This window comes from Paenibacillus sp. Marseille-Q9583 (genome assembly GCF_976954365.1).
The window spans coordinates 43,436-64,244 of record NZ_CDRJTB010000033.1 but is presented as its reverse complement, the minus strand read 5'-3'; the positions used below and the strand labels follow the sequence as shown (position 1 = coordinate 64,244).

Genomic DNA, 20,809 nt, shown 5'->3' with positions numbered 1-20,809 from the left:
ATCACTTGTTCCTTGAGGATGATTTGGAATGGGTACTATGAACCAATTAGTTTCAGGTTATTCCCGTATGTCTAAATATTAAGTACAATTACACATATGGCAAAGGAGGTCATTAATTGAACTGGAAAAAATCCGGCTTGTTAAGTATTGCTATAGCCCTTGGTTCAGTGACAGGATTCAGTACTTTGGGTATAGAGCCAGTATCTGCCGCAACGGCAACGGAATCTGCAGGCGTTTATAATCAATTCCAGCAGTATGTACAGAAGCCGACATCTCTTGCTAACGCACGTAATTATTTGATTAACCGTATCAAAGAAGTGGATACCTGGACAGCGACTCAGATGACACTTCAGCTCGAGAATGCACAGAAGGCACATTTATCTGTATACTCAGAAAAGGTTTTTCCGGACAAGATGCAGAAAGAGATAAATAGTGCTTTTTCCAAAAGCAAAAATCTAACCTATACCTCACTCCTTAATACGATCAAAGATGCCAACGTACGCAATATGTTAATTGAAGGCCGTGATAAGGGATATAAGCTGGAGACTAGTGAGGGCATGTACTATCCGGTGATGCATTATGAGGGATTTAAGATCTTTAAACCGTATATTACGAAGGACATCGCAGCTTATATTGACATCATGGCCACCGAATCTAATCAACCGAGTGTATCTGATGCAGCGATTGTAATCAGTTGGACCGAGTTAACGAATAGAGCGCTTGCAATAGAGGATTTTGTGACGAAATATCCTGCTTCTAACCGTTCAACCGCTCTTCAAAAAGAACTTCTCATTGCAACGTCTCGCTTATTGTATGGAACAAGTAATACACCTACCTATGACTATGATGAGCAAGTTATCAAACCAGAAGTAAAAAAGGCGTATGAAAATGCACTAAAAAATAGCAAAGTTGATACTAGAATTCTTTCGATTTTAGAAAAGCTACTACAATTACTTAATTCCACGAATAATAAATTCACTCCTGTAATAGAAAAATTTCTAGTTGAAACCGTAAACTCGTAATGATTAGAGTATGGTAAAGACAACATCTGAGAAGAGGCTGGATGAATTGAGAATAGGATCAAAAGGAATAAGAATTCCAGTTTTCGCAGTTGTGCTGTTGTTGTGGACAAACAGTATGTTTATGAGTAGCGCAGAAGCTGCTTATGTCGGCTCTTCAACAGACTCTGTGCTGCAGCAAATGCAAATGGAGAAGAAGAATCATTTACCGCAAGGTTTTGTCTATCTGGATGAAGTGATTCCAACGGCACAATATGAGATTCGATATTACGGAGATAATAATTTTGTGGGGAAGCGGATTGATGGCTACAAGGCGCCTTTAGCGATATTCTCGCGGACAGCGGCAACTGCTTTGAAGGCTGTAAGTGAGGATTTAGCGAACAAAGGGTTTATTCTTAAAATTTATGATGCTTATCGTCCGCAGACGGCGGTGAATCATTTTGTAAGATGGTCACAGAATGCCGTAGATACTAAAATGAAACAGCAATATTATCCGCGACTGGATAAACGTAATCTATTTAAACTTGGTTTTATAGCTAAAAAATCAGGCCATTCCAGAGGTAGCACCGTCGATTTAACGATCGTAAATAAAGAAACGGGAGCTGAAGTAGATATGGGCAGCCCTTTTGATTTTTTCGGAGACATTTCTTATTACGATACGTCCTTAATCAACAAGACTCAGAAAGCAAATCGGGTGATCCTCAAAGAGGCGATGGTAAAACAGGGATTTAAACCTTACAGCAAAGAATGGTGGCATTTTACCCTGATCAAGGAACCTTATCCTAAACAATATTTTGACTTCAAGGTGGAATAACCTAGAACTTGAATGTCCATGTAAGAAGCGATTCACTTTTTTTGTTGAGCTTTACTACCATTAGGATTAGCAGATGCTGGAAACGCACATAATACTAATAGTCAAAAAAAGGGAGGTTTCGAACGGATGAACAAAATCGCGGTTGTTGTAGTGTTAAGTGTACTGTTATTGGTAAATGGATTTGGAGGAACTACCTATTCTACGGCTTGGGCAGATGCTAGTGAAGTAAAGGTGGTTTTGAATGGTCAGGTTCTGAAATCAGATCAATATTCAGCGTATCCAAACGGTTCTACGGTCATGCTACCCCTTAGAGAGGCATCAAGCGTCTTGAAATATCAAACCACTTATCAAAAAAGTACGGACACCATTACATTAAGCGGAGTCAAACAAAAGATTGAATATAAAGTAGGAAACGACCATATTACCATTAATGATACAGAGAAAAGAGACTTTAAGGATAATGTTGTGTTTAGGAAGGAACACTTATATGTTCCGCTCTCTTTTTTCACTAGTGTAGGACTGGTAACCTCTTATAATGCTGACGCTAATCTAGTGGAAGTATATGCGCCCGAGGTTACTGCAAGTGTGATAGCGGGACTGCTGAGCACTGGGCAATTTCAAGAGTTAGAGAATCGATTCTTTAGCGATGAAATGAAGCGTTCGCTTTCCACTACGGGTTTACAGAAATATTGGGCTGATTTTACTGCACGAGCCGGTACTTACCATGGAATAAAGTCTACTGAAAGTAGTCAAAAAGAAGATCAAATGTCAATACAATGTGTACTTGGCTTTGCTGTAACGGATGCGTCCCTTGAGTTTGTTCTCAATAAATCTGGTAAGATTGTTGAATTAAAAGGAAACCTTCCTTCCATTTAATCTGGAGAATATTAATGATTTAGCTTTAGAACAACAGGCTATGCGTACGTTCTTTAAGAAGATATTTCTTATTGGATTATGCATAGTCTTTTTTGCGTTTCAATAAACATTCTGAGATTGCAATGTATTTTTATTGTAAAAAAGGATTTTATTTGTTGACTTTCAGATTCATCGAAGGTAAATTAAAATTTGAAATAATTGTTAAAGCATTTAACTAAATTAGAGAAAAGAGTGGAGTACTGGATGACAAAATCAATAACTGGGAGTAGCCACACAGAAGAACAGCCATTCTCACTAAGAGCTATCATCCCCCCGCTTCTTGCAATTATCGTCGGTATGATTATGGTTATTCTGGATGGTACGGTGGTTAATGTAGCAGTTCCCAAGCTCGTGGACTACTTCGGCTCCGATCTCCAAACGATTCAGTGGGCGATTACAGGGTACACATTAGCTTTAGCTGCTGTAATACCGCTCGCAGGCTGGATGACAGATCGCTTCGGTTCAAAACAGGTGTTTCTGGTGACGCTCACGTTGTTCATTCTTGGCTCCATGTTATGTTCAGTAGCTCAAACATCTTCGCAGCTTGTTATTTTTCGTGTGATCCAAGGTCTTGGTGGGGGGATGGTTGCTCCCATAGGGATGGCTATGGTTTTTAAGCTGGCTCCAGCAGAAAGAAGAGGGTCCATTATGGGGATGCTAGGAATTCCTATGTTGCTTGCGCCTGCACTTGGCCCAATATTGTCAGGATGGCTTGTTGAATATGTTAGTTGGCATTGGATCTTCTTGATTAACGTGCCGATTGGGATTGTTGGTATTATTCTTGGTGTTAAGTATTTACCCAAGACGGAGAAGATCGGTAAAGGCAACCTCGATATCCTAGGCATTATTCTGGCTCCGATTGCGTTCTCCATGCTGGCTTATGGGGTAAATGAAGGTGGGGCTAATAGTTGGTCATCAACTCCAGCAATTCTCGGGTTATCCGTTGGGGGTGTTGCGCTGATTCTATTTATAATTGTTGAGCTGCGGCACAAACAGCCATTGCTGGATCTGCGCGTCTTTCGTTCCTCAGATTTCACCCGCGGCATTATCTTAACATGGGTCATGCAAGCCGCATTGTTTGGTTCCATGTTGTTCGTGCCGCTATACTTACAGCAGATTCGGGCTTATACACCACTAGAGACGGGTCTAATTCTGCTTCCGCAAGCTTTAGCTTGTGTAATCGGCATGCCGCTTGGTGGTAAATTGTTTGATAAGATAGGGGCACGACCGCTGGCATTTGTGGGTCTGAGCATCATTACGATTACCTTATTCCTCTTATCAGGGATTACGATTACAACAAGTTTAAACACAATTATGTTGTATCTTGCATTATTAGGATTTGGGATGGGTATAGCGATGATGCCACTCAATACACATGTTCTGAATGCTGCGCCTCGTGAATTGGTGAGCCGTGTCACATCACTTACAGCGGCTGCACAACAGGTGGTGGTGGCCTTTGCGGTCGCAGGTTTGACGGGCTATCTGACAAGTCAAATTACTGTGCATATGGGAGCATTGAAAGCAGGAAGTAATCCTTTGACAGCTGCAGTTCTAGGCTTCGATGATGTATTCTTCCTATCTGGCTGTATAGCAGTAGTCGGTGTACTCATGAGTATTATCCTGCGCAAACCGAAGCTTTCCTCAACTGATTCCTCCTCCGAAGAGGGTCAGAAGGCCGATGCAGCAATGATGATGGGACATTAATCCATACGATTATCCTGATAACATAAAAAGGCGTCGTTCTGCTTGTATAGCTAACGACGCCTTTTTTGTATGAGAAAATCACCTATAGATGTTCTGGTTTCTTCTGAGCCCATCTAGGGCTGAATGTAACTTTACCGAGTAGCTCCGAGGCTATAATCCCCAGTAGAACAAGAGCTGCACCAGCATATCCTTGTATCGATAGCTTTTCAGCAGCGAACCAATAGCCAAACAGCGCGGCGAATACCGGCTCAAGGGAGAAGATCAGTCCGGTGCGTGTAGGTGAAGTATATTTTTGAGCAATGGGTTGTAGGATGAAGCCACAGGCACTACAGAGAATCCCAAGTGCGAGGATCGCTATCCATGCCGGTAAGGTTGAAGGAAGCGAAGGTGTCTCGAATAGCGCAGATAACACTAGAGCAAACCCTCCGGCAAAGCCCAACTGTAAGATTCCAATATTCAGTGAATCACACTCTTTTACAGCCTTGCTTGTAAATAAGATCTGTATCGCATAGAACACCGCCGAAAGAATACAGAGGAAGTCACCAGGTTGGATTTTTAATGTTGCATTTAATGTAAGAAGTCCAATGCCAGCTATAGCGAGTACGGAGCCGAAAACTTGCGGAGGTGCGACTCTTTTTTTGAAAAGTACACGATCTAATATCGGTACAAAAATGACTGTCAGCGCTACTAAAAATCCAGCATTAGAGGTGGTTGTAGTCTTCAGTCCAAACGTTATACATGTGAACACGCCAAGGAGTAAAAATCCGAGTAGAGCACCATATTTCAATGTTTTGATGTTAACTTTTCGTAAACGTTTGTGGAAGATCACTGTGGCTAATATAAAAGCAAGTCCGAAGCGGAGTGCAATCAGATTGAATTCGCCCAACGTGCCTAACCCCATTTTCATAAATATGTAGGAGGAACCCCAAAATAATGTTACAACTAACAGCATCAGCTCAGCTTTGAGCGGTTTCATCTCGTCATCCATCCTTCTTCATTTTCAACTCAATTTAGTATAATACGGCTCTATACATAAGGTAACTGAATGTTTATCATAGGATACATGAGTAAAACTTATGTAATCTAAAAAGGTGAGGGATAGAGGTTGAGCATTAATAAGTATGAGATTTTTCTAAAAGTTGTAGAGCTAGGTAGCTTAACAAAAGCAGCAGATGTACTGGGCTTTACACAATCTGGAATTAGCCACACGATTAGTAGCTTGGAGATGGAGTTTGGTTTCACGTTATTAATTAGAAATAGATCTGGCGTTAAATTGACGGTAAACGGGGAGCAAGTACTACAACCTATCCGTGAAATTCTGAAGTGGAATGAAAAATTGAAGCAGGAGGTAGCAGATATACACGGGCTAGAGGTAGGGACCATTACCATCGGTACATTCACGAGTGTATCCGTGCATTGGCTGCCAGGAATGATTAAGCAATTTCGCAGTGAATACCCCTATATAGAAATCAGGTTGATGGAAGGTGGTTACTTAGAGGTTGAGCAATGGATCGAGGCTGGAGTCGTTGACTGTGGTTTTATTTCTCTGCCTACGCGTGAGAAGTTCGAAGTGATTCCCTTAAAAAAGGACCGTATGTTAGGGATCGTATCCAAAGAAAATCCGCTTAGTGCAGAACCATTTCTCTCCTTATCGCAAATTGCTAAAGAGGATTTCATCATCCCGAAGGCAGGTTCAGATTATGATGTTAGGCGTGTACTGGATAAGGCTGGCATCAAACCGAATATTAAGTTCTCAGCAGGTGATGATTATGCCATTATGGCCATGGTGGAGAAGGGGCTTGGAATTAGTATTTTGCCAGAGCTTGTATTAACCCGTCAGAATTATAATGTAACAATGCTTGAATTGGAAGAACGTAGTTTCAGATCGCTCGGAATCGCTGTACATTCCATGAAATACGCCTCTCCTGCCACTAAAAAATTCCTGAAGCATGTGCAAACTTGGTTGATGGGGAATCCCTGAACCGTAAGAATACACCGTTTAAAATGAGCAAATCCCCTGATTAATTCAGGGGATTTATTATGAATGAATATCCAAGATAAGGGTTGACGAGGGACTTTGTTCATGAGAAAATGTACGCGCGTACATTAATTGAATGCGCTTTCGTAGGAGGGATTTCTATCGCCAGCCGTAAAGAGGTTGCCGAGCTTGCTGGAGTCTCAGAAGCCACAGTCTCTCGCGTGTTAAACAACGTAGGCCCGCTCAAGGAAGAAACGAAGGAACGTGTGTTGGCAGCTGCGCTCAAGCTGGGATATACCCCTAGTTCACTCGCGCAGAGCTTTGCTCGTAGAAGGAGTGGAAACCTTGGTGTAGTAATGCCTTATTTGCCAAAAGCTCGCTTATTCTCCACGTATTATTTTTCAGAAATATTAAGTGGAATTGGAAGTAAGGCGCGAGAAGAGGGTTATGATCTGTTAATGCTGTTTCGAAATGCCGAAGAGCTGATGGACTATAACGAATTGTTTAAGATGCGTAAGGTGGATGCTTGTATTGTACTCGGTGCCAAAGAGGAGCCAGGTGAGCTAGCCTCACTTCGACGTTTGAAGGCGGAAGGTCATCCGTTTTGCCTGATTAATCAGCATTTTGAAGGAGAGGCTTTTCACGAGGTGGATGCTGATCATGTCGAAGGAAGCTGGCAAGCGGTCAGGCACTTACTGGATCAGGGCTTTACGAGGATTGCCTTTTTAAACGGGCCAGCATCTTATTCGAACAGCCGAGATCGTTTAACTGGTTATTTGCGCGCTTTGGAGGAGTCTAACCTTCCTTTAGATGAATCACTTCTATTCGAAGGTAACTTCAGTCGTAAAAGCGGTGCTATTGCTGCCAAGAAGATGTTGCCTCTGCTGAATGAGATTGATGCCATTGTAGCGGCCAATGATCGAATGGCTATTGGATTGCAACAAGGCCTACAGGAACTAGGCATCCCAAGAGATCACATCCCAGCCATGGTGGGTTATGATGATTCAGATGCTGCTGAGCTTACTACACCAGCCTTAAGCAGTGTGCGTGTTCCCTTTTATGAGCTAGGAGAAATTGCTGTATCTAAGGTATTAGAATTGCAGGGGAATAGTCGCTCAGAAATATCAACCCCCTCACAAGTCATTCAGATTAAATTACCGACTGAACTAGTAATACGAGCTTCATCTAAATCTAAGAATTCTGAGGAGGAATAAGATGAAACAGCTTCGCATTGGAATGATCGGTTATAAATTTATGGGCAAAGCGCACAGTAATGCTTACCGCAGTTTGCCAATGTTTTTCCCGAAAGCGCTTAAACCTGAGATGTTTGTGATTTGTGGACGGAATACTGAAGCGCTTGCAGAGGCTGCCACTCAGTTAGGATGGTCGGATTGTGTTACGGATTGGAAAGATCTAATCGCTCGTGAGGATGTCGATCTTATTGATATAAATGCCCCTAGTAATGCACATAAGGAGATTGCTCTGGCAGCAGCCAAAGCTGGTAAACATATTTTTTGTGAAAAACCACTCGCACTGACCTTGGCAGATTCCCGTGAAATGCTGCAAGCCGCTGAAGATGCAGGGGTTACACATATGGTTGGTTTTAATTATCGCTTTTCACCGGCGGTTAGACTTGCAAAGAAGCTAGTAGAGAGCGGGCGGCTTGGGAAGATCTATCATTTTCGTGCTTGGTTTCTACAAGACTGGATTATTGATCCGGAGTTCCCGTTAGTGTGGAGATTGCAGAAGGAGATTGCGGGTTCAGGCTCACATGGTGATTTGGGTGCGCATCTCATAGATCTGGCACATTTCTTAGTAGGTGATGTGAAGGAAGTAATCGGTATGAGTGAGACCTTCATTAAAGAACGTCCACTTGCTGCTGAAATGACCGGATTAAGTGCCAAAGGGGATAAGGATGCTCCTAAGGGCAAGGTAACTGTAGATGATGCCACATTGTTTTTAGCCCGTTTTGATAACGGTGCCTTAGGTAGTTTTGAAGCTACAAGATTTGCAGCAGGTCATCGCTCTACCAATTCTTTTGAGATCAACGGAAGCCTTGGCAGTGTGAAATTTGATTTCGAGCGAATGAATGAACTTGAGGTTTATTTAAACTCAGATGCTGAGGATGTACAGGGCTTTCGGCGTGTGCTGGCAACGGATCCTGCGCATGAATATGCGGAGGCTTGGTGGCCGCCGGGTCATACGATTGGTTTTGAACATACGTTTATTCACGAAATGTTGGAGCTTTCTAACGCGATTGAAGAAGGACGTCAGCCTGTACCTAATTTCCATGATGGAGTGAAATGCCAAGCTGTGTTAGAAGCGGTGGAACGCTCTATTGAACAGCGCCGGTGGGTCGATATATCCGAGATGTAATCAACAAAAATGCGTGTTTGAACAACCTCTATTAGAAGGAGTGCTGAAGATGAGAAAAGCATTGATAGTATGGGGCGGTTGGGATGGTCATGAGCCTGAACAGGTAGCTGATATATTCGCTAAAGTACTGCAAGAGGAACAATTTGAAGTTGAGGTATCGAATACACTTGAGGCTTTTGCCGATGTGGAGAAGCTTCTTGAACTAGATTTGATCGTTCCGGTATGGACGATGGGTACAATCGAACAGAATCTTGTGTATAATGTCTCGGCAGCTGTTCAGAACGGAACGGGTCTTGCGGGTTGCCATGGCGGGATGTGTGATTCTTTCCGAAATAATGTAGATTGGCAGTTTATGACCGGGGGGCAATGGGTAGCTCATCCCGGCAATGATGGTGTGAACTACACCGTAGAGATTTGCCAAAGCTCAAGTCCTCTAGTAGAAGGACTAGAAGACTTCACCGTTTGTTCAGAGCAATATTATCTGCATGTAGATCCAGCTGTAGAAGTACTTGCAACGACTCGTTTTCCAATTGTTGAAGGCCCACATTCTTTCAACAAAGCCGTGGATATGCCAGTAGCTTGGACCAAACGGTGGGGTCATGGCAGAGTGTATTATAATTCACTCGGACATCATGCCGATATTGTAGCAATGCCACAGGTAAAGGAAATGATGCGCAGAGGACTGCTATGGGCTGCCGAGGGTAAAGTTTGCGCACAATCCCAAATTTCAGCGGTTAGTAGTAGCTATAGCGGAATGGCAGACAGTCAATAATCTCTGGGAGCGATTAACGAATGGATAAAGTCAAAGTAGGAATTATCGGATGCGGTAAAATTAGTAGTATCTATATGGAGAACTGCCAGAAGTTCGAGATTCTGGATCTAGTTGCCTGTGCGGACTTGGACTTGGCGAGAGCACAGGAACAAGCGGATAAATACAATATTCCGAACGTTTATACCACAGAGCAATTACTGAATAATCCGGAGATAGAGATCGTTATCAACCTGACGATTCCAGCGGTTCATGCGGAAGTATGCCTGAAAGCTATTGAAGCGGGTAAACATGTGTACGTTGAGAAACCACTAGCTGTGACGAGAGAAGAAGGACGCCAAGTTCTGTCTGCGGCACGTGAAAAGGGTGTATTAGTGGGCAGCGCCCCGGAAACATTCTTTGGATCGGGCATCCAAACCGTATTGAAACTGATCGAGGAGGGTGTAATTGGCGAACCCGTTGCAGCTACCTCATTTATGATGGGGCGTGGACATGAGCATTGGCATCCAGATCCAGAATTTTACTATGCCGCTGGTGGAGGTCCAATGTTCGATATGGGACCATACTATTTGACAGCATTGGTGCAGTTATTGGGTCCAATTCGTACGGTTAGCGGGATGACTGGTAAAGCGCTAGAAGAACGCACGATTACAAGTGAGAAGAAACTGGGTAATAAAATTCCTGTTCAAATTCCAACGCACGTTGCCGGAACATTAAGATTTGAGAATGGAGCCATTGCAACGCTGATTACAAGTTTTGATATCTTTGGCGGCAGTAACCTTCCGCATATAGAAATCTACGGCACACTTGGAACGATACAGGTTCCAGATCCAAATAACTTTGGAGGTCCAGTGAAGTACCGCCTATTGGGTGAGAATGACTGGACGGAACAGCCGCTCCTGTCAGGGTATGACCAGAATACACGCGGAATTGGTCCAGCGGATATGGCTTATGCCATCCGGACGGGAAGAAAGCACCGCGCTAGCGGAGAATTGGCTTATCATGTACTAGAAGCGATGTGGGCATTCCATGATTCTTCAGATGCTCATTCATTCTACGAAATGGAGAGTACCTGCACTCGTCCTGAAGCTCTTCCGATTGGACTCGCTCCTTACACATTAGATTAGAGAATTCATTCTGAATCTGCAACCTATCACTTCCAATCTCCGTTTGAGAAGATAAAGAGTGAGGGAGTGACAAGGATGCGTAAGAGACTTGGTAGCTGGATATGGATTTCTGTTGTTATTCTATTCATAAGTGGTTGTTCAGAAGATCAACAATCGAATAAGGAGCCGGCTCCAGCTGCTGCAATTACTGCAACTCCAGATATCTTGCCTACTGCGAGCGCTGGAATAGAAGAGCCTGAAGCGATTAAAGCTTTCCTATCTGCTCAGAAGATTCCTAACGGAGATATCTATCTACAGGATAATAAGGTTCATATCAATATCGTGGGTTTGAACTCGCAGATTGAGCAGCGGTTTGCTCAGACTTTCGCGGCAGGTACTTATGAGCTCCATGATGTTAAATATTCGATGCAAGAGTTATTAGCTGCACAAGAGCTTTTGCATAAACAAGAACTCTACCAGAAGCTTAATCTATACGGTTCCGGTGTGGACACAATTGGTAATAAAGTAACGATTACAATTCCGTCTGATTATGCTGAAACGGCCATGCTTGAGATAGAAAAATGGATCGCTCCGGATATGTTGACCTACGACATTTCAGAGCTAGGCGAACCACATGTAATAGGTCAAATCGTAGATATCGATTCCAAACAGAAGAAGCGGATTCTCATCCTTGAACCTGGTATGGAAGATCCCTCTTACTGGTTCTCATTCAATCAGAAGTCAACAATGTTTAATGAAGCTGGTGAATCGATTAGCTTTAAGGATTTGAAGGTTGGACAGCAGGTTGAGCTATGGAGCACTGGTATGGTGGAAGAATCTTTTCCCGCGCTTGCAAGTGTTCGGAGGCTAGAGCTTACTGCAATGGAATAATCGTATAACCAGCACCGTTTGCTAGAGACGAACGGTGCTATTTTTGTGAACAGAGACAGAACATCCTATTTCCGAACCCCTGAAGGGGTAATGCCTTTATACTGCTTGTATAGCTTGGTAAAATAATTGGGATTGTCGCAGCCGACTCTCCCGGCAATCTCAGTCACTGTAAAATTGGTCTCGAGCAGCAATCGCTCCGCTTCATTTACTCGGCAAAGATTAACATAATCGATGAAGGTTCGACCTGTTAGCTTCTTAAAGGTTTTGCAGAAATGATATGGATTTAGATTTACGGATCTTGCGGCGCTTTCTACGGTCATTTTGTCATCGAAATGATTCTCCATGTACTCTAGTAGTGGCTTAAAACGTTCGCGATTAAAGGAGTGACGCTCATTTGTTCTACCGGATACTTGTTCAGGTAGAAAGGTGCGAGAGAGCAGCACAAAGAGTAAATGCAGTTGATTCTTGATGACCAGTTGAAAAGCAGGTCCTTTCTGCAGTACTTCATCAACGATAGTATCCAAAAGAGAAAAATATGTGGAGCAAGTCGGTACAAGCTCTGCAGGTTTGACCGGCAGCTGATAACGATTCTCTAAATAAGGGACTACAAACTGCTCATGCTGAGGATCCTGCTTCCAATCCTTAAATAAAGAACTATGAAATACGACGGAGATAAAACGAACATGATCATCCCGCAGACTGTACCCAACATGCAATCCTCCAGAGGGAACAAACAATACCTCTCCGGCATGCAGTTCATAGGGCTTGCTGTCTATATGAAAAATGGCGCTGCCTTCTTGCATCATGATGATTTCGAAATGCTCATGCCAGTGTAGAAACAGAATGTTCTGGCCGGTTTTCGCATGCCTGCATTCATTAGAAAATAAACGGAATGGATACGTTTTTTCCTCTAATTGAGGATATTCTTTAAGATCATTAGGATAACTCATATTTCACTCAACTCCCACAAGATACGACTATATAAACACAAGATAATAAGAGTTATAAGCTCAGAAGCAGTATATACTCGGATTATAGCACTTACTATAAACCAATATTGGAGTGGTCACAAGATGAAGGATACAATGCGAATTGGAACATTAGTAGGCGGCGGCGACGCTGTAAGAGTGATTCCGCAAATTGTAGGACATGGATTTGAATCTTTTAGCTTAACCTTCTGGCAAACTACAGGGGAAACAGATCTCGTGGAAACTGGAAAGCGTGTGCAAGAGCTTGCAGCAGAACATGACTTCGTGATCTCATCTGTTGGGATCTTTGGCAATCCTTTGACGAATACTGGTGATAATTCCGATGCAATTGCGAGCTGGGAGCGACTGATTGATCATGCTCATTTGTTCGGAACGGATATGGTATCAGGTTTTACAGGAAGGCTGCCAGGGGTATCCATTGATGAATCTATTCCGAAGTTCACCGAGGTGTTTGGAGAGTTGTCCAAAAGAGCAGCTGATCGTGATTTACGAATTGCTTTCGAGAACTGTTCCATGGGTGGAGACTGGGGATCAGGTGACTGGAATATTGCTCACAATCCATTAGCTTGGGAGAAGATGTTCAATGCTGTGCCTGCTGACAATATAGGGCTCGAATGGGAGCCATGTCATCAGATGGTCCAATTGATTGATCCAATTCCGCAGCTTCGTAAATGGACAGACAAGATCTTCCATGTGCATGGTAAAGATGCCTCCATCGCTTGGGATATCGTAAAAGAATACGGTATCCACGGGCCAAATCCTTATGTATGGCACCGGACTCCGGGCTTTGGAGATACGAACTGGACAGATGTAATTTCTATCTTGCGTCAGGCAGGCTATAAAGGCACGATAGATATTGAAGGCTGGCATGATCCTGTGTATCGGGATGAGCTAGAAATGATGGGGCAAGTACATGCTTTGAATTATTTAAAACAATGCCGGGGCGGTAGCTTTGTACCTAATCCGCTGTAACCGTAGAGGGGGAGAATGATGACAGTACAGTACCGTGTAGCGGTTGCAGGTTGCGGAGGAATGGCTAACGCCTGGATTGAATACGCTTTAACACGATCGGATACTCAGATTGTTGCTCTTGTAGATATACGATTGGAGTCAGCACAAGCGATGGCAGCAAAGCATGAGATTTCCTGTCTAACGTTTACTGACATTAAAGAAGCGATTCAAACGACTGGAGCTAATCTTGTGTTTGATGTTACAATTCCGGGAAGCCATTACAGCATTTCTAGCACTGCATTAGAACTCGGATGTAATGTGTTTAGTGAGAAACCACTGGCCGAGACTATGGAAGAGTGCACTAAGATTGTTGAGATCTCAGAACGAACCGGAAAAGCTCATGCTGTGATGCAGAATCGTCGATATGATCCGCGTATTCGTTCTTTACGCAACTTAATCGAGTCTGACACCATTGGGAGAGTAGGATACATCAGTGCTAGCTTTTTCCTCGGCGCTCATTTCGGAGGGTTCCGTGATGTCATGGAAAGTCCTCTGTTGCTGGATATGGCGATTCATACCTTTGATCAGGCCCGATTTATTAGTGGAGCCAATCCGATTTCCGTTTACTGTCAGGAGTTTAATCCTCCCGGATCATGGTATAAGGGGAATGCGTCGGCAGTGTGTATATTTGAGATGTCGGACGGATCTGTATTTACTTATCAGGGGTCTTGGTGTGCAGAAGGTGCCTCTACCTCTTGGGAAGCAGCTTGGCGTCTGAATGGGGAAAAAGGAACTGCGATTTGGGATGGTCATGACATGCCGTATGCAGAGGTAGTCGTAGCAGGAGATCAGAGTGATAAATTTATTCGTGATGTTGTGCGTGTAAATGGAGAAGCTGTTGAAATGGTCAAAACCTTCCATCAAGGATGTTTGGAGGAAATGTTCCTGTCCCTAGCAGAAGAGCGTTCAGCAGAGACGAATTGTAGAGATAATCGGTATAGTATGGCAATGGTATTTGGTGCGCTGGAAAGTGCTAAAACAGGTCGGAAAATTGATCTAGTGGAGTTCATGAGTACCTCAGAGTGATGAAAACCTTTTGTTAATTTTATCCAAACTTTAATGTTCATGTTATGATAGATAAGAACATTATTCGGGGAGGATATTATGTACAAAGCCATTATATTTGATCTAGATAATACATTAATAAATTATAGTACTTGTGAAATCGAAGCGATGAAAAGAACCTGTAACGATCATAATCTCTTTGTAGAAGATATTGAGGCGTGGTCTTTATTCTATGGAGAGTTTTCAGGTCATAATTTTCGCCATTGGATGAACTTTGTGGGTGGTGGTGAGGTGAAGACTATAGGAGAGGTATTGAGGTATTCTTTTAGAGACACCCTTAAGCAGGAGGAGCTTTTTCATAGCAAACTGTCAGATACTTATTGGGATTATTTTTGCAATTCCTGTTATTTTGAAGAAGGAGCGGAACAGATCTTAACTTCATTTAAAGATAAGTATGCTCTGGGGATTATCACCAATGGGATCAGTGAGGCACAAAGAAAAAGACTGCAAGCCGGTAAGATTTATGAAATATTCAAATCCATAATGATCTCTGATGAGGTAGGCATCCGAAAACCTGATAAGAAGATTTTTGAAATGTCTTTAATAGATCTACAGCTAAGCCATCATGAAGTGCTGTTCGTTGGGGATTCTTTACAAGATGATTACCATGGTGCTGTGAATTCTGACATTGACTTCTGCTATTACAATCGCCAGAATATAGAGGTTCCTAAAGACCTCAAGCCTAACTATATGATTAGTTCTCTTCTGGAGCTTAAAGATGTAGTGGGGTTGTAGAAATGCCAGCAAGGAGAACAAGCAATGGAAATTAGAGCTTATCAAGAATCGGATATTAGTTTATGTAGCCGAAATTAACGGGTACATAGTTGGCTTTTCGGATATGACGTTGAAAGGACATTTGGATCGTCTTTATGTCCACAAAGATTTCCAAAGCCAAGGTGTAGCCTCTGCTCTCGTGAACAAGCTTGAAATGAAGGCGAGAGAGCTCGGTCTTCATGAAATGGATACCGAAGCAAGTATTACAGCTAGACCCTTTTTTGAACGACAGGGATACCAGCTTATGATGAAACAAAGTGTAGAACGAAAAGGAGTACTGTTAGTTAATTATCGGATGAGCAAAAAGCTAATTTAATCAAAAAAGCAGATTGCTCTAAGGAGCAATCTGCTTTTTTATCTAATGAAGGAGAATCAATCAACAAGCTTTATTTGGATGAAGAATAACGATTTATAAAATTAGCGATTCCATTTGGAACGAATTTGTTAACTTCATTATTATACAGGTCTGTATAGTTTGCAGTGATAACTTTACTTGGTACTAATGTTAGATTTGAAAAATATTGCTTATACGCCTTATCATAGGCGGATTTATTCACTTCTTTTTGATTTACATAAAAGCTTGGCGTATCATCCGTTTTTTCTTGGTCTGGTATGTCTGCCAAGAAGATCTCTTTATCATTAAATTTGGTTCCTTGAAAATTAATCTCGAAAACCTGCAGATAAGAATTGTACGAGCCACTGCGATCTACAATAGAAATATAATGTAATGTTCCATCCTTTTTGTTCTTATAGAGATTCAGGCCACGATTTTCATTGCGCGGTAGAAATCCACTCATACCTACATTAAATATGCCCTCTGAGCTATCCTTCAGCTTTCCTTGGTAATTGAATGGAATGATTTTTCCATTTTGGACGGTTAGAGCAATGTTGATGGGCTGAATGAATCGAAAAGAATACCCCTGTATAAGTTCGGGAGTACCATCAAAGTTCAAATCTACTAAAGTGAAATAATTGAAGTTATCGTCATAAGACCTGTCTCTAGTAGCATCCATTAACGTTTTCTTGATATACTCAGAGTAAAGTGTCTTCCATGATTTTGCAGTTTCTGCTTTTGCTGACGCAGTAATTGGAATACTCCCTAATAATAAAAGTAATGTTACTATGATCCATGCAGTTCGCTTCATGACCATTAGCTCCTTATCATATTACTATGTACTGGAAATTAATATTACTATTGTTAGACAATATGTTCCAGTAATAATATGGTATATGAAGGGTGTTTAGTTATAAATCAATTTCATTAAAGCCTCCGAGTCAAAACGATCTCCTTGCACTAACCATTGACCATCCACATCAAACATAGTCAGTATTCCCTCCAAAGGGACACGTTTACTTTCTTTGTCATCCTTATCCAACAAAACAAGATCACAAGTATATTTTAACTCAACAATATTTTTCTTTTGTTCGGAAAGGGTGAACTTTAGATTATCTGGTTTTAAAGAAAGCTTTTGTTTATTAGCGATTTGAAAAGGGATAGTTGTGATTCGGCTTCCTATAGCTTTTTCGGTATAGTATTCAGTAAAGTACGGTTTCATTTCTTCATTTCGCGCTAGAATGGATTCCTCAGAAAATAAATCATCAGAAACCTCAATGGTATATTCAACATTTTTGTACTTCTCTGCGGCTTTAGTGGCATCATCCACTTCTGTACTACAGCCCATAATTAACGTTAGGGATAATAAAATCATACTCAAGATCAATGGTGATTTACGCATTGGAACACCTCCATGTAATTGATTCTGTATTATTATACTTATATTACCATACATTGGTTTCGCAGCTTCAAGAAGAAAATGATTCAACTCCCTAAATATGGTATGGTGTAAATACTGTTGGCAACAGACGCATTATTATTACATATTAAAGAGCATTATGAGATTCATAGCGGCCATAATAAAGATGAAGTTGAACAGTTATGGGCAGCATTTTTAAATGGATATAAGAGTTTAAGAGATCTTAGTGACAATGATATTAGTGCTGTTCCTATGTTCGTTGCGCTTAGACAGCTTTGGTTATTTGCTTTATGTTTCAGTGAAGGTGAGCTTATTGGTGCAGCTGACTTTGTCAATGGATTTATCGACAGTAAAATGGATTATTTCAGAAATTTAGAGGTGATCAAATGAATGATGAATTGGGCAGTAAAGAAGCCATAAAAAGATGGGATAAATATGCAAAACTTATCTCAACTTCGTACGGCGAAAATGGGGATATCCATCGAGAAATTTTTTTGAATCCAGCTTTATTCAGTCTCATGGGTTATGTTGAAAATAAAAAGGTGCTAGATGCAGGCTGTGGTGAAGGATATTTAAGCAGAATGTTAGCTAAGGCAGGTGCCTCAGTCACTGGTGTTGATTACTCGCAGAACATGATAACGATAGCCAAGAGTAAATCATCAGTGGAATTAAAGATAAACTTCCATCATGGCAATTGTGAAGATCTCAGCTTTCTCCAGAATGAGAGTTATGATCTCATCGTTTCTAACATGGTGATTCATGATTTATCCGATTATAAGATGGCGATTCATGAAATGAATCGGTTGTTAGTCGATGGTGGGACATTTATATTCTCAATTCCACACCCTTGCTTTGTAACCCCTGGTAGCGGATGGGTGAAATCGGATACTGGAGAGAAGCTTTTTTGGAAAGTAGATAATTATTTCTATGAGGGCACTTATAATCAGAACTTCCCTATAGATCAAGAGGAAAAGTTTCTGATTTTTCATAGGACGTTATCCAGTTATGTAAATACGATTGTACGGGCTGGTTTTCAAATCGAGGAAATGATTGAGCCGAAGCCCTCTGCTGAAATGATTGAGAAGTATCCGTCGTTTGAAGAGGATTTTCGCTGCAGCGATTTTTTGGTTTTTAAACTGCGAAAGTAGGAGGGAGAAAGATGAATCATAACATTTTCAAAGAAGTTATAAACTCTGAAGAAGAGTTAAGGTCAATGTATGGGTATCCCAGTGAATTGGTAAACAACAAGAGTATAACCTTCATCGATCATCATTGCCGAGATTATATATCCAAATCACCGTTACTCTTTATAGCAACAAGTGATTCAGCTGGCAATTGTGATGTATCTCCGCGTGGGGATGCTGCAGGTTTTGTATATGTGTTAGACGACAAACATTTAATAATTCCTGAGCGACCTGGTAATCGACGGTTTGATTCTTTACGCAACATCCTTTTAAATTCAAAAGTGGGTTTGATATTTATTATTCCCGGACTTGAAGAAACCTTAAGAATAAATGGACATGCAAGGATTATCAAAGATCAAGAAATAATGGTTCATATGAAAGCTCAAGGTAAACTACCGAAATTGGGCATTGCCGTTGAAGTGGAAGAGTGTTATATGCATTGTGCTAAAGCTTTTAAAAGATCACATCTATGGGATGATACGTATTGGCCATTGAAAGCAGAGCTGCCTAAACCCTCAGTAATCATAGCAGAACATGCAAAAGAGCTTGGGATTTCTCAAGAGGATGTATCAAAAGGATTAAAGGATAGCTATGAGAATCGGTTATATTAGAAATGAAAGGATTAACTAAGATGAGCAAAGCTTTAAAACTCACTCCAGGGAATAAAGTAGGACTTATCGCTTGTTCTGATGGTGTGAGAGTGGAGAACCTGCCTAAAGTAGAAGAATTAATTAGAATTCTGAACTCGGTTGGTCTAGAGGTAGTGATGTCTAACACCTTGTTTAGAAGAGATGGTTATTTCAGCGGCAATCCTAAGGAAAGAGCAACGGAGTTGAATCGTCTATTTAATAATGATGAAATTCGTGCGATTTTTGATATTTCAGGTGGGGATTCCGCGAACCAGATCTTGGAATATCTCGACTACGATAATATTCGATTGCATCCGAAGCCTTTTTTCGGAATGAGTGACTTGTCCGTTATTTTGAACGCTTTACATACGCAAAGTAATTCGAAATCCTATCATTATCAGTTGATGAATCTCGTTTCTTCTGACGGGGCGGAGCAGCAATCTGCTTTTAATCGAACATTTTTCGAGGGACACAACGATCTTTACGATTTCGACTTTCGTTGGGTCCGTGGGAACCAGATGAGTGGGATTGTAATTGGCGGCAATATTCGATGTTTTATGAAGTTAGCAGGAACAAGTTATTTTCCAGACCCTTCGAACAAGATTTTATTCTTAGAAAGTTTAAGTGGCAGAGCTAACAAAATCGTCTCCTTATTTGCCCAGCTACAGCAAGTTAAGTATTTTGATAAATGCGCTGGAGTGATTCTTGGGTCGTTTACTGAACTTGAGAGCTATAATGAATTTTCAATCGTAGAAGCGTACTTGAAGGAAATCAGCAGGATTCCTATCGTGAAGACGGACGAGATCGGGCATGGTAGTGACAGTAAGTGTATTGTTATTGGTGAGAATAGAACTTTACAAAATTAAATGTACTAATGAGGTGTCCAAATGTTGGATTTATTTACTAAAAAAAGAATTGAAAAAATATTGTCAGAATACATTGAAGCAAAGGTACCAAAGCACATTAGAAACCAAATCAGGCTTAACTATAAGTTCAGAGGGGATAGCGTTACTTTAAATGAAGAAAGGCCTGCATATATGAGCGAAGTATGGGTAGAGTTACCCATCGCACAATTTCGATTTGAAGAAAATAAATGGAAAATCTATTGGAGAGATAGTAAGAAAAAGTGGCATTTTGTCGATGATTTTGCCCCCCAAGATGATTTTGAAAAACAGTTGGAAATCGTTGATAAAGATAGTAGAGGGATGTTCTGGAGTTAAGCACATAAAGGAGAGTTAAGATGTCTACACACGACTACCCATCTAAAGAAGTATTGAAAAATGCTATACATACGGCCTACCTGTCTCTTGATCATGAATTTGAGGGCATTGAGAATGCTCAAAAAGACACTCGTATGGAAGGCGTCGATCGTACTCCAGCAGAAATCCTTGCCTACCAATTGGGATGGTTGAACCTTGTGATGAAATGGGATAAGGATGAAAAAGCAGGCTTAACTGTCATTACGCCTTCACCGGACTATAAATGGAATCAACTTGGCGGATTATATCAATCGTTTTATCATACTTATGCCAGCTACTCATTAGACGAATTAAGATCTTTATTTAAAGAAACAGAACAGCAATGGCTGGACTGGATTGATTCTTTAAGTGATGAAGAGTTCTTTACGCAAGGCGTCTGGAAATGGACAGGAAATAATCCGAGATGGCCTATGGTCAAATGGATTCATATCAATTCTGTTGCACCGTTCAAGACTTTTCGTTCGAAGATTCGGAAATGGAAAAAGCTCAATGTAACTAAGGAAGTATAAAACAAGCCCCTGTCTAAGAGAAATCTCTGAAGCAGGGGCTGTTTTGAGCTGTTCAAGATCAAT

General features: G+C 41.4%; 23 protein-coding genes and 1 pseudogene. 20 read left to right on the top strand and 4 right to left on the bottom strand.

Annotated features, from left to right (window positions below; genetic code table 11):
- Positions 1–116 precede the first annotated feature (116 nt).
- The 4 genes from ACWNM1_RS16495 to ACWNM1_RS16480 all read left to right on the top strand — a co-directional run bounded on the left by ACWNM1_RS16495 (position 117) and on the right by ACWNM1_RS16480 (position 4,452).
- Positions 117–1,022, top strand: coding sequence for a hypothetical protein (locus ACWNM1_RS16495; RefSeq protein WP_449601780.1), 906 nt, complete (start codon positions 117–119; stop codon positions 1,020–1,022).
- A 46-nt stretch (positions 1,023–1,068) separates the two neighbouring features.
- A complete protein-coding gene (locus ACWNM1_RS16490; protein WP_449601779.1) occupies positions 1,069–1,833 on the top strand; it encodes a M15 family metallopeptidase in 765 nt (254 codons plus the stop codon).
- Positions 1,834–1,959: 126 nt separating this feature from the next.
- Positions 1,960–2,709 (top strand): stalk domain-containing protein, encoded by a 750-nt coding sequence (locus ACWNM1_RS16485; protein ID WP_449601778.1) that lies wholly within the window; start codon positions 1,960–1,962, stop codon positions 2,707–2,709.
- A 243-nt stretch (positions 2,710–2,952) separates the two neighbouring features.
- Complete coding sequence (locus ACWNM1_RS16480) at positions 2,953–4,452, top strand: DHA2 family efflux MFS transporter permease subunit (protein WP_449601777.1); 1,500 nt, start codon at positions 2,953–2,955, stop codon at positions 4,450–4,452.
- A gap of 82 nt (positions 4,453–4,534) precedes the next feature.
- Here ACWNM1_RS16480 and ACWNM1_RS16475 read toward each other — a convergent pair whose 3' ends face one another.
- A complete protein-coding gene (locus ACWNM1_RS16475; protein WP_449601776.1) occupies positions 4,535–5,428 on the bottom strand; it encodes a DMT family transporter in 894 nt (297 codons plus the stop codon).
- Between the two features lie 129 nt (positions 5,429–5,557).
- On the opposite strand from ACWNM1_RS16475, the gene ACWNM1_RS16470 reads away from it, so the two are divergent.
- The 6 genes from ACWNM1_RS16470 to ACWNM1_RS16445 all read left to right on the top strand — a co-directional run bounded on the left by ACWNM1_RS16470 (position 5,558) and on the right by ACWNM1_RS16445 (position 11,572).
- Positions 5,558–6,433, top strand: a complete 876-nt coding sequence (locus ACWNM1_RS16470) for a LysR family transcriptional regulator (RefSeq protein WP_449601775.1) — start codon at positions 5,558–5,560, stop codon at positions 6,431–6,433.
- 110 nt (positions 6,434–6,543) lie between these two features.
- Positions 6,544–7,644 carry a LacI family DNA-binding transcriptional regulator gene (locus ACWNM1_RS16465; RefSeq protein WP_449601774.1) on the top strand — a complete coding sequence of 367 codons (1,101 nt, stop codon included), beginning with the start codon at positions 6,544–6,546 and terminating at the stop codon, positions 7,642–7,644.
- 1 nt (position 7,645) lies between these two features.
- Positions 7,646–8,806, top strand: a complete 1,161-nt coding sequence (locus tag ACWNM1_RS16460; RefSeq protein ID WP_449601773.1) for a Gfo/Idh/MocA family protein — start codon at positions 7,646–7,648, stop codon at positions 8,804–8,806.
- 49 nt (positions 8,807–8,855) lie between these two features.
- A complete protein-coding gene (locus tag ACWNM1_RS16455) occupies positions 8,856–9,578 on the top strand; it encodes a ThuA domain-containing protein (RefSeq protein ID WP_449601772.1) in 723 nt (240 codons plus the stop codon).
- Between the two features lie 20 nt (positions 9,579–9,598).
- A complete protein-coding gene (locus ACWNM1_RS16450) occupies positions 9,599–10,702 on the top strand; it encodes a Gfo/Idh/MocA family protein (RefSeq protein WP_449601771.1) in 1,104 nt (367 codons plus the stop codon).
- A 75-nt stretch (positions 10,703–10,777) separates the two neighbouring features.
- The gene (locus tag ACWNM1_RS16445; RefSeq protein ID WP_449601770.1) at positions 10,778–11,572 is read left to right on the top strand and encodes a hypothetical protein; all 795 of its coding nucleotides are present in this window, start codon (positions 10,778–10,780) and stop codon (positions 11,570–11,572) included.
- A 65-nt stretch (positions 11,573–11,637) separates the two neighbouring features.
- On the opposite strand, the gene ACWNM1_RS16440 is transcribed toward ACWNM1_RS16445, so the two are convergent.
- Positions 11,638–12,522 (bottom strand): AraC family transcriptional regulator, encoded by an 885-nt coding sequence (locus tag ACWNM1_RS16440; protein ID WP_449601769.1) that lies wholly within the window; start codon positions 12,520–12,522, stop codon positions 11,638–11,640.
- Positions 12,523–12,645: 123 nt separating this feature from the next.
- Between ACWNM1_RS16440 and ACWNM1_RS16435 the strand changes: the two genes are divergently transcribed.
- The 4 genes and pseudogenes from ACWNM1_RS16435 to ACWNM1_RS16420 form a co-directional block, all read left to right on the top strand.
- On the top strand, positions 12,646–13,533 hold the full coding sequence (locus ACWNM1_RS16435; protein ID WP_449601767.1) for a sugar phosphate isomerase/epimerase family protein: 888 nt from the start codon (positions 12,646–12,648) through the stop codon (positions 13,531–13,533).
- An 18-nt stretch (positions 13,534–13,551) separates the two neighbouring features.
- The gene (locus ACWNM1_RS16430; RefSeq protein WP_449601782.1) at positions 13,552–14,598 is read left to right on the top strand and encodes a Gfo/Idh/MocA family protein; all 1,047 of its coding nucleotides are present in this window, start codon (positions 13,552–13,554) and stop codon (positions 14,596–14,598) included.
- Between the two features lie 78 nt (positions 14,599–14,676).
- Positions 14,677–15,372, top strand: coding sequence for an HAD family hydrolase (locus tag ACWNM1_RS16425; RefSeq protein WP_449601766.1), 696 nt, complete (start codon positions 14,677–14,679; stop codon positions 15,370–15,372).
- Positions 15,373–15,400: 28 nt separating this feature from the next.
- A pseudogene (locus ACWNM1_RS16420) lies at positions 15,401–15,727 on the top strand (GNAT family N-acetyltransferase); the annotation flags it as partial.
- A 70-nt stretch (positions 15,728–15,797) separates the two neighbouring features.
- Here the strand turns inward: ACWNM1_RS16420 and ACWNM1_RS16415 are convergent.
- Both ACWNM1_RS16415 and ACWNM1_RS16410 read right to left on the bottom strand, forming a co-directional pair.
- The gene (locus ACWNM1_RS16415; RefSeq protein ID WP_449601765.1) at positions 15,798–16,556 is read right to left on the bottom strand and encodes a hypothetical protein; all 759 of its coding nucleotides are present in this window, start codon (positions 16,554–16,556) and stop codon (positions 15,798–15,800) included.
- A 96-nt stretch (positions 16,557–16,652) separates the two neighbouring features.
- On the bottom strand, positions 16,653–17,147 hold the full coding sequence (locus ACWNM1_RS16410; protein WP_449601764.1) for a hypothetical protein: 495 nt from the start codon (positions 17,145–17,147) through the stop codon (positions 16,653–16,655).
- 117 nt (positions 17,148–17,264) lie between these two features.
- Between ACWNM1_RS16410 and ACWNM1_RS16405 the strand changes: the two genes are divergently transcribed.
- Genes ACWNM1_RS16405 through ACWNM1_RS16380 form a run of 6 tightly spaced genes read left to right on the top strand, consistent with a single transcriptional unit; the run spans position 17,265 to position 20,746 of the window.
- Positions 17,265–17,555: a hypothetical protein gene (locus ACWNM1_RS16405; RefSeq protein ID WP_449601763.1), complete on the top strand. Its 291-nt coding sequence runs from the start codon at positions 17,265–17,267 to the stop codon at positions 17,553–17,555.
- Positions 17,552–18,313 (top strand): class I SAM-dependent methyltransferase, encoded by a 762-nt coding sequence (locus ACWNM1_RS16400; RefSeq protein WP_449601762.1) that lies wholly within the window; start codon positions 17,552–17,554, stop codon positions 18,311–18,313. The genes ACWNM1_RS16405 and ACWNM1_RS16400 overlap by 4 nt, the downstream gene beginning before the upstream one ends.
- Positions 18,314–18,324: 11 nt before the next feature.
- Positions 18,325–18,960, top strand: a complete 636-nt coding sequence (locus tag ACWNM1_RS16395; RefSeq protein ID WP_449601761.1) for a pyridoxamine 5'-phosphate oxidase family protein — start codon at positions 18,325–18,327, stop codon at positions 18,958–18,960.
- Between the two features lie 20 nt (positions 18,961–18,980).
- Positions 18,981–19,844, top strand: coding sequence for a S66 family peptidase (locus ACWNM1_RS16390; RefSeq protein ID WP_449601759.1), 864 nt, complete (start codon positions 18,981–18,983; stop codon positions 19,842–19,844).
- A gap of 21 nt (positions 19,845–19,865) precedes the next feature.
- Positions 19,866–20,198: a DUF3024 domain-containing protein gene (locus tag ACWNM1_RS16385; protein ID WP_449601758.1), complete on the top strand. Its 333-nt coding sequence runs from the start codon at positions 19,866–19,868 to the stop codon at positions 20,196–20,198.
- Positions 20,199–20,218: 20 nt separating this feature from the next.
- The gene (locus tag ACWNM1_RS16380) at positions 20,219–20,746 is read left to right on the top strand and encodes a ClbS/DfsB family four-helix bundle protein (RefSeq protein WP_449601756.1); all 528 of its coding nucleotides are present in this window, start codon (positions 20,219–20,221) and stop codon (positions 20,744–20,746) included.
- Positions 20,747–20,809 lie beyond the last annotated feature (63 nt).

Excerpts from the sequence above, each read along its gene's own strand:
- ACWNM1_RS16465 (WP_449601774.1), top strand. The coding sequence starts at position 6,544 with ATGTACGCGCGTACATTAATTGAATGCGCTTTCGTAGGAGGGATTTCT.
- ACWNM1_RS16400 (WP_449601762.1), top strand. The coding sequence starts at position 17,552 with ATGAATGATGAATTGGGCAGTAAAGAAGCCATAAAAAGATGGGATAAA.
- ACWNM1_RS16390 (WP_449601759.1), top strand. The coding sequence starts at position 18,981 with ATGAGCAAAGCTTTAAAACTCACTCCAGGGAATAAAGTAGGACTTATC.
- ACWNM1_RS16425 (WP_449601766.1), top strand. The coding sequence starts at position 14,677 with ATGTACAAAGCCATTATATTTGATCTAGATAATACATTAATAAATTAT.
- ACWNM1_RS16385 (WP_449601758.1), top strand. The coding sequence starts at position 19,866 with ATGTTGGATTTATTTACTAAAAAAAGAATTGAAAAAATATTGTCAGAA.
- ACWNM1_RS16485 (WP_449601778.1), top strand. The coding sequence starts at position 1,960 with ATGAACAAAATCGCGGTTGTTGTAGTGTTAAGTGTACTGTTATTGGTA.
- ACWNM1_RS16475 (WP_449601776.1), bottom strand. The coding sequence starts at position 5,428 with ATGAAACCGCTCAAAGCTGAGCTGATGCTGTTAGTTGTAACATTATTT.
- ACWNM1_RS16410 (WP_449601764.1), bottom strand. The coding sequence starts at position 17,147 with ATGCGTAAATCACCATTGATCTTGAGTATGATTTTATTATCCCTAACG.
- ACWNM1_RS16435 (WP_449601767.1), top strand. The coding sequence starts at position 12,646 with ATGAAGGATACAATGCGAATTGGAACATTAGTAGGCGGCGGCGACGCT.
- ACWNM1_RS16450 (WP_449601771.1), top strand. The coding sequence starts at position 9,599 with ATGGATAAAGTCAAAGTAGGAATTATCGGATGCGGTAAAATTAGTAGT.
- ACWNM1_RS16445 (WP_449601770.1), top strand. The coding sequence starts at position 10,778 with ATGCGTAAGAGACTTGGTAGCTGGATATGGATTTCTGTTGTTATTCTA.
- ACWNM1_RS16395 (WP_449601761.1), top strand. The coding sequence starts at position 18,325 with ATGAATCATAACATTTTCAAAGAAGTTATAAACTCTGAAGAAGAGTTA.
- ACWNM1_RS16380 (WP_449601756.1), top strand. The coding sequence starts at position 20,219 with ATGTCTACACACGACTACCCATCTAAAGAAGTATTGAAAAATGCTATA.
- ACWNM1_RS16455 (WP_449601772.1), top strand. The coding sequence starts at position 8,856 with ATGAGAAAAGCATTGATAGTATGGGGCGGTTGGGATGGTCATGAGCCT.
- ACWNM1_RS16460 (WP_449601773.1), top strand. The coding sequence starts at position 7,646 with ATGAAACAGCTTCGCATTGGAATGATCGGTTATAAATTTATGGGCAAA.
- ACWNM1_RS16480 (WP_449601777.1), top strand. The coding sequence starts at position 2,953 with ATGACAAAATCAATAACTGGGAGTAGCCACACAGAAGAACAGCCATTC.
- ACWNM1_RS16440 (WP_449601769.1), bottom strand. The coding sequence starts at position 12,522 with ATGAGTTATCCTAATGATCTTAAAGAATATCCTCAATTAGAGGAAAAA.
- ACWNM1_RS16415 (WP_449601765.1), bottom strand. The coding sequence starts at position 16,556 with ATGAAGCGAACTGCATGGATCATAGTAACATTACTTTTATTATTAGGG.
- ACWNM1_RS16430 (WP_449601782.1), top strand. The coding sequence starts at position 13,552 with ATGACAGTACAGTACCGTGTAGCGGTTGCAGGTTGCGGAGGAATGGCT.